Annotated in this window: 9 protein-coding genes; all 9 read left to right on the top strand. The window is 29.4% G+C overall.

Features of this window, described 5'->3' with window-relative positions:
- Positions 1-79 precede the first annotated feature (79 nt).
- The 9 genes from J2Y38_RS23895 to J2Y38_RS23855 all read left to right on the top strand — a co-directional run bounded on the left by J2Y38_RS23895 (position 80) and on the right by J2Y38_RS23855 (position 7,370).
- Positions 80-1,885, top strand: coding sequence for a fibronectin type III domain-containing protein (locus J2Y38_RS23895; protein ID WP_309847741.1), 1,806 nt, complete (start codon positions 80-82; stop codon positions 1,883-1,885).
- 91 nt (positions 1,886-1,976) lie between these two features.
- The gene (locus J2Y38_RS23890) at positions 1,977-2,444 is read left to right on the top strand and encodes a phage holin family protein (RefSeq protein WP_309847739.1); all 468 of its coding nucleotides are present in this window, start codon (positions 1,977-1,979) and stop codon (positions 2,442-2,444) included.
- Between the two features lie 78 nt (positions 2,445-2,522).
- Positions 2,523-4,865 (top strand): mechanosensitive ion channel domain-containing protein, encoded by a 2,343-nt coding sequence (locus tag J2Y38_RS23885; protein WP_309847736.1) that lies wholly within the window; start codon positions 2,523-2,525, stop codon positions 4,863-4,865.
- Between the two features lie 93 nt (positions 4,866-4,958).
- A complete protein-coding gene (locus J2Y38_RS23880) occupies positions 4,959-5,579 on the top strand; it encodes a hypothetical protein (protein WP_309847734.1) in 621 nt (206 codons plus the stop codon).
- A gap of 61 nt (positions 5,580-5,640) precedes the next feature.
- The gene (locus tag J2Y38_RS23875) at positions 5,641-6,042 is read left to right on the top strand and encodes a hypothetical protein (RefSeq protein WP_309847731.1); all 402 of its coding nucleotides are present in this window, start codon (positions 5,641-5,643) and stop codon (positions 6,040-6,042) included.
- A 21-nt stretch (positions 6,043-6,063) separates the two neighbouring features.
- Positions 6,064-6,450: a hypothetical protein gene (locus J2Y38_RS23870; protein WP_309847729.1), complete on the top strand. Its 387-nt coding sequence runs from the start codon at positions 6,064-6,066 to the stop codon at positions 6,448-6,450.
- Between the two features lie 21 nt (positions 6,451-6,471).
- Positions 6,472-6,723, top strand: a complete 252-nt coding sequence (locus J2Y38_RS23865; protein ID WP_309847727.1) for a hypothetical protein — start codon at positions 6,472-6,474, stop codon at positions 6,721-6,723.
- A 90-nt stretch (positions 6,724-6,813) separates the two neighbouring features.
- On the top strand, positions 6,814-7,026 hold the full coding sequence (locus J2Y38_RS23860) for a hypothetical protein (protein WP_309847725.1): 213 nt from the start codon (positions 6,814-6,816) through the stop codon (positions 7,024-7,026).
- A gap of 2 nt (positions 7,027-7,028) precedes the next feature.
- Positions 7,029-7,370, top strand: a complete 342-nt coding sequence (locus J2Y38_RS23855) for a hypothetical protein (protein ID WP_309847723.1) — start codon at positions 7,029-7,031, stop codon at positions 7,368-7,370.
- Positions 7,371-7,373 lie beyond the last annotated feature (3 nt).

Raw genomic sequence — 7,373 nt, 5'->3', positions numbered from 1 at the left:
TGGTCAGTTTAAATTGAAAAGGGGTGGTCAGTTTGACCCGAAATCGGTGGTCACTTTATATTGAAAAAGCGTGGTCAAGTTGACCGTTTTTTCCAATCTAGGGCTTAAAAAAGATAAAAACTACATTATATCGCACGCAACTAGTACATCAAAAGGATGGGCAGTAATTAATAAAGATGAAAAGAATTTAGCTCTCCCAGGCATTTTATACCCAATTAAAGAAGGGTCAAATAAAGGATATTTAAAAACGATTCAAACTGGAACAAACCTAATATACGGAACAGGTGTATCTCAAACTGCCTATTTTGATTATGAAGCTATATATATCAGTGAATCTGAATACTTAAATCGTCCAACAAATCAGAACAATACTGATGCTTTAACGGTTAATTATTACAATTTAGAAAATGTAGAAGATTTTGAAATTATAAAGGATTACAAAACGATTCAAACAATTGTTGAAACAGTAATTAAGAACGTTAATGATATTAAAGATGAAATTACTGTAATCAATCAATCTTATCTACCTCTTAATGGATCAAAAGCAATGGAAGGGGATCTTGATTTAGGTGCTAATAAATTATCAAAATTAGATATAAAAGAAAGTTCTGCAGCCAATGTAAGAACTGCTGAATTCAAATTTGGGGCTGCAAATAAAAGAGGCTTACTGCATCCTGCAGATCCACCGGGAAGAGCATTAGTTGATAATAGTGATCAAACAAAAACAAATCTTACCTTAAATTTTGGTTCAGATTGGCAAAATACTACCATTGGAGGAAAGATATATTTAGACAATTTAAATACAAGTGTTGAAGACTTTAGCACTTCTAAGGATTCTGAAAATTCTTTATTACTGATAGATAATGCAAAACAAGTCCTGAAAAGCAATAACTTGCTAAATTCATTACTTGGTCGAATTAGTGAGTTAGAAAAAAAATCAGCTATACCAATTGGAATGATCGCTATTTGGGGAAAACCAGCTCCATTTCCTGAAGGCTGGGAAGAATATGTGCCTTTAAGAGGTAGAATGCCAGTTGGGTTTGATAGTGATCAATCAGAATTTAACAATTGGAATGCAAGAGATGGAGGAAATAAAAACAAAAAATTAACAATTGACGAAATTCCAAAAATAAGCCCAATAAACGGGCTAGGAATTCAAAAAGGAGGAACTTTTGGTGGTATTAATGGTTTGACACTTGCTGATACTGGAACCGGAGATTATGCTCCTGGACAATTAATAAAACCTTTTGGTGGAGATCAGCCCTTCTCTATATTAAACCCTTATAGAGTTGTTCATTTCATAGAATATACAGGAATAGCAAGCGATATAACAAAACCCACAACCCCAACAAATTTAACAGCTTCAAACATTGGCACTACAAGTTTAACTTTAAGCTGGAACGAATCAACTGATAATGTTGGAGTTACTAATTATCTTATTTATAAAGATAATAGTAATACTCCTTTAGTCGAATTAGGAAAAGACGTTCTAACTTATAATATCACGGGGCTATCTGCAAATACTCCTTACATCTTCCATGTCAAAGCAAAAGATGCTGCTGGAAATTTATCTAACCCAGCAACTATAAATACGGCTACTATAAATTCAGCTTCTACCCCAACGTTACCTACATTACAGCATGCTTATTATGGAGGCGAAAACATGACACTTCAATGGCCTAACTTTATTGATGTTGAGACTTTAACTTATGAATTATATCGAAGTATAAATGGCGGCGAACCTGTACTTCTAAAAACATCAACTGATACCTTTTATTATGATACATTATCAAATGGTGTAACTTATTCATATCAAATTCGAATTAATCATAATGGATATATATCTCCTTACAGTAATACTGTCACAGTAACAGGCAGACCTTGATAAAAATAATGCTAATTCATAATCTTTTGGGGTGTTAACCCCAAAAGATTATTTACCTACCCCAAATAAATATCTAAAAACAAAACCTATTATGAATAAAATTTCTGAATATTCAAATGAATTAAAACTACTGCTTTACGCCATTTTTATTTATTTAGAAATGGATACAGGAATTGTTAGAGTGCTATTTTATTTAATGATAATGGATACTTTTCTGGGTGTAATCAAAACAATTGTATTAAATAATCCCTTTAGTTTTAAAAAACTGGCTGTTGGATTTGTATCCAAGCTGGCTGTTTTGTTAATACCAACAGCTTTGGCTTTAATGAGCAAAGGACTTAATTACAACTTTAAGTGGTTTGTAACCGTAGTAATGGATTTACTTATTGTAAGTGATGGTATTTCAATAATTAGCAATATCATTGCCATCAAGACAAAAAAAGAAGTTGAGAATTTTGATGCGATGACACTCATTCTAAAATCAATCAGAAATCGTTTAATACAGCTTTTTAAAAGGATTTTAATTACCATAGATCCTAAATTACATATTGAAAAATAGATTGATAAGTTTAAGATTTCATTACATTCTTACCTAAAAAACAATTAAATTTGGAGACCTTAAATCACCAAATTAATTATGAATTCAAAAAGAATTTCTTATTTATCCGCCTTTCTAATGATATTGTTTTTAGTATCATTTTCTTATTCACAAACTACAGCTTCAAAAACAGAAAACAAATCTAAATTATTTGAAGAAACCGCAACAGACAGTGACTACTTAATGTCTATTGAAAAAGCCGGAGATGTTTTGCAATCTGCTGCTAATGATGCCGAATTCGAAGGAAACACTTTTCATTTGTTTGGAGAAATTAAAAGAACCGAAAGTAAACTCGATTTAATATTAGCAAGTTTAAAAGGCGCAAACCCGAATGTGCGAAATCAGCAAATGTATCGTATCGTTTTAAAAGAAATCGAACAAGAATTAAACGATCAAAATAAAGCGATAGATCACCGCAATGCAAATCTTGAAAAAATTAAAAGTAAAATTCTTGATCTGCGAAAAGACAAAACTCTTTTTACACTCATAAAAGATACCATTCGCAGAAAACAATTCAAAACAGAATTAGCCAGTCTTAAAAAAAGATATCTAAAAACGGACAGCCTGATGACCAAAAATCAGGAAGTTTTAAATACAAAAAAAAGACTCACAGTTGAACATAAAATTGCTGTTTCAAACGCCTTAACAACTGTAGAAACAAAACTTGAAAAATCTGGAATCAGTATTCTTAAAAAAGAATATCCATCATTATGGAGTACAGATACTACGGCAAAAAAAGTGGTATCGCACAACATTAAAGCAAAAATTATAATTGAAGAAAATGTTGCTGCTTATTATTTAAGCTACAAAGCAGGCGGATTAATTACGTTATGTTTCTTCATGGGACTTTTGGCATGGTATATTTCACGTAATTTGAAATACTTAAAATCTAACGGTCATGCCGAAAATCTTTCTCTTTTTAATTTTAAATATTTAAACAGGGGTATTATTTTACCTGTAATTGTTATAGGCTTAAATATTGCTATAGTTACAAATTTATATGCTCCTGCCCTATTTTTAGAACTCCTTCAATTAGGTTCGTTAGGCGTGCTGACAATTTTATTTAAAAATGACTGGTCTGGAAAATCGATGCGCAACTGGCTATTGCTTTTCGGATTATTTTTTGCCCTTTGTTTTCTGGATTTATTTATTGAAGTTGGAATGTTTCAACGCTGCTCTTTTATTATTATAAATATTCTGGGAATACGATATGGTTTAGTCCAAATTAAAAGTTTAAAAGATCAATTGTATATCAAAGGATTTTTTAAATGGGCCAGTATTATTTTTATCGGATTAAATGGATTATCAATTCTTTATAATATTTTCGGAAGAGTTTCACTTTCAAATATGTTGAGTCTAACTGCCTTTATTTCGCTGACGCAGATTGTTGCTTTAAGTGTTCTTTTAAAAATAATTCTGGAAATAATCCTTTTACAGATTTACACAACACGTATAAAACGTGGAATCGAAAAAATATTTGATTACGAGAATGTATCTGATACACTAAAAAAACCATTTATAATTATAATCAGTTATATGTGGCTGGTTGTAATCGCTTCCAATTTAAATATTTGGGAATCGTTACGTTCTTCTCTTGGTACTTTACTTAGTCGACCAAATACCATTGGAAGCATCACTTTCACTTTAGGAAATATCGTTTTATTTTTCATTATTGTCTGGGCCGCACATTTATTACAGAATTATGTTGCTTACTTTTTTGGAGAAATTGAAGATGAAAATGAAGAAAACATCAATAAAAGACAACATTCTAAATTACTAATTACCAGACTTATTGTTTTAATTGTCGGTTATCTTTTAGCCGTTGCCGCTTCGGGAATGCCTTTAGATAAATTGAGTATTCTTTTAGGAGCATTAGGTGTCGGTGTTGGACTTGGATTGCAAAACGTCGTAAATAATTTTGTTTCGGGTATTATTTTGATTTTTGATAAGCCAATTCAAATTGGAGATGTTATTGATATTAGTTCTGAATCTGGAAGGGTAAAATCAATGGGATTACGAACAACCAAAATCAATGCTCCAAATGGTGCCGAAATTATTATCCCGAATGGTAACTTATTGTCTCAAAATATTACCAACTGGACTTATACAGATAATTTTAAACTCGTAGATATTGCTATTGAAATTAGTGGCGATGCAACTCCCGAAGATATAAATACAACTATTTTAAGTTCTCTTGAAAGTCTTCCTTTAGTAAATAATACCAAACCATCTCAAATTTATTACAATTCTATTTCTGATGGAAAATTCAAAATACAGATTAAATTCTGGTGTAGTATTTACAGAACCGAAGAAACTATAAGTACAGCTAGACAGGTTTTGTTTAGTAACTTTAAAGCAAAAGGGTTGACTTTTTCGACATAAAATTTAAAATGAAAAATGGTTTGAATTACACATAAGTTTTTCAAACCATTTTTTTTAATTTTAAAACGAACTATTAAAAAATTTACTTTCTAAATGCATAAAATAATTATAATAGTTACAATATTTTGTCTCTTATCTTGTAGTGATAAAAAAACAATTCATTCCGAAAAATTAAATGTCAAGACTTCTGAAAAATTTGATTTAAAAAGATTCAATGATAATAAAAAAGATAGTATTTATGAATATCTTTTAAAGGATACTATTATCAAACTATATGAGGAAAAAAATCAATATAAAAAAGAATTAATAACTGCCAACCAAAGCTTTAAAAGCACTTTTATTTATAATAAAACTACCAAATTATTAGTAAATCAATTTTGTTCTTTTTACGGAATGCCAATTGGTGTTTGGAAAAGCTACGATGAAAATGGCAATTTAACAAGCACAAAAAATTATGATGAAGGGTTTGATTTTACAGTTAAAAATTTAATTGCAATGCTCAAAAAAGAGCTGCAAATTGATTTAATTAATGATAATAATTATCAGTCTTTAGTAATAAACAAATCTTCTTATAAAAGATTCTATTTTATAAATAGTGATTGCTATTTAATACAAATATCTACAACATCAGGAACCAGAACAATCAAAATTGATGGCAAAACTGGAGAAATTTTACATGACGAAACTTCTTTTATTATTGAGGATAATTTTTGACAAGGTAAAATGATAACAATAACTATTGAAAATACATCTAATCCAAATATCATTTTAAGAAATGAAAAGACTTAATCTTTTTTTCCTAACATTTCTTTTTTTAACGATGAACTGTCATTACAAAAAAGATAAATTGAAAATTAAAAACAACTCTGCTAAATATATCTACTACCACGTTCTTGTTAAATATAGAAATGAAAACGTTTATTATGGTCCATCAATTGGCGGTAAAGTAGACCCTGGTAACTTTGATTCTCCTGGAATTCGCGGATCAATCTTGCATGAAATGAATACAAATTCTTACGATAAAACACTCTATATTGTTTATTTCAATGAAAAAGATCGTGAATATGTTTTTAAAAATGAAAACATTATATTATTTGATAAAAGATTCAAAAATGATAAATATTCAATAAAAGAATTAGATAGCATGAACTGGGTAGTCAATTACCCACGCCCCTAAGCATTAAATTAAAAATTTAATATGAAACATTATAAAACCAGCATACTAATCTTTACTTTATTATTAATTTTCACCGCCTGTAAAAAAGAAAATGAAGATGAGATAATTATAGAAGAAGAAAACTCAGCCAGTTATTTTCAAAAGAAAATGAATAATATACAACTGATGGATTCTTTAAGCAAAAAAATTATAGATCATGGAGATACCAAAGCTTATTTTGAAATTCAATCGATATATAATATTGGCGAACAAAAATCAACTTCAGCATTGTATTATGCTCTTATAATGGCTAATAAATATCATTATAATCAAGCTTATTATGATGTATACTACATTTTAAATTCTCCAAAAGTTGATGATAAAACAAGAGAAATGGCCAACGAATATCTAAAAAAATACAAGAAATAAAATTTTAGATTAGATAAAAATATGAAAATAGAATTAACAAAGAGTGAATTCGATTTATTGATTCAGAATAATCTCTTACCAAACATTATAGATTTTATAGATAATGATGATTCTATTTTGATAAGCAGTAACCTTATGGGGTTTGAAATATTGCTAGATAATTTAGGCGATTTAATTGCAGAAAAAGGAATTGGAGATGATGGCGAAATAAACCATTTTGGGCTTAGAATTGAAAAAATAATAGACAAGATATCAGACACAATATGGGGATAATAAAAGTAGCATATTTTTTTATTATCAATACTACTAGTCTTTGCGTTCACGAGCAAGATGCTCGCGGCAGCGGGGACATGTACGATAATTTTGGAGGAAATACCGATGTATTCTCTGGAATGCGAGATTACAATGGGTTATACAGGCTCGTTGCTTTTTGGTGGAACATATACTAAATCCGCAGAAAGCGATTTTAAGGTTTCTGATAAAGGTGTAGAAACAAAAAGTATAAATTTATTAGGATTTAATGGAGGAGCTACAGGATCTAGAACAATAATTTTTTATAATTCTAAAAACAGGTAACAATGAAGTGCTATTGCTATTTTTTGAGTCTATCTTTTTTAATATTCAATTCTTGCTTAAAAGCTGATTGTGAGAGTTTATTTGAAAAAAGAAAAAACGATGACTTCTTAATTGTAGTTCAAGAGATTCCTAATACAGGGAGTTATAGATTCAACATTAAAGGAATTAATCCTACTACAGGTAAAAAAATTGAATATAAAAATGATGGTTGGAGTGAATATAATAATCTTATTTCAATAGGAGATACAATAATAAAAAGAAAAGGGGAAGTACTTTTTAGTATTCATAAAAAGGATACAATTCTATCATTATCTTGGCAATGCGAAGGAAAAACTTATAAATAACAA

Origin of the sequence: Flavobacterium sp. 2755 (genome assembly GCF_031455715.1) — a bacterium.
In the GTDB taxonomy this organism is placed as follows: Bacteria; Bacteroidota; Bacteroidia; order Flavobacteriales; family Flavobacteriaceae; genus Flavobacterium.
Note: the sequence above shows the minus strand (reverse complement) of the source record. Positions and strands in the feature narration are given on the sequence as shown.